General features: G+C 49.8%; 1 protein-coding gene. It reads right to left on the reverse strand.

Annotated elements, in window-relative coordinates; translation table 11 throughout:
• On the reverse strand, positions 1 to 612 hold a 612-nt coding region (locus ACKTR2_RS10375; protein ID WP_407885064.1), incomplete at both ends, for an MBG domain-containing protein.

The raw sequence follows: 612 nt of genomic DNA on the forward strand, positions 1-612 counted from the left end.
GCATTGATTAAACTGTCGCTATCACCGGTCACTAGATAATCGATGCCTTGAGTTAATTCAGGCACCGTCAGACCGGTTGGTAAGGTAACCGTCGCGGCATTGATAATCGCGTTCCCATCGTAAACTTTACTGCCACCTTGTAGGGTGACATCAGTCACTGCGGCTGGTGTGATCTTGTAGGTTGTAGTCACCTCACTGGCGGTGATCCCCGTAAAGTCATAGTTAGGATTCTGTGCTTCTAACTTTGCCAAACCTTCTGTTGTCAGCGTCACCGTGTATGATCCAACATTCGTCAGCTCGGAATCTGAACCACTAACGGTGTAATCCGTCCCTTGACTCAAGCCAGTCGTCACTAGTCCATTTGGCATGGTGGTCACTGCCGTGACGGCTGCCGTAATTGGTTGCCCATCGTAAACTTTACTGCCACCTTGCAGGGTGACATCAGTCACTGCGGCTGGTGTGATCTTGTAGGTTGTAGTCACCTCACTGGCGGTGATCCCCGTAAAGTCATAGTTAGGATGCTGTGCTTCTAGCTTTGCCAAACCTTCTTTTGTCAGCGTCACCGTGTATGATCCAACATTCGTCAGCTCGGAATCTGAACCACTAACGGTG

Source organism: Furfurilactobacillus curtus (genome assembly GCF_045862785.1).
Classification (GTDB): domain Bacteria; phylum Bacillota; class Bacilli; order Lactobacillales; family Lactobacillaceae; genus Furfurilactobacillus; species Furfurilactobacillus curtus.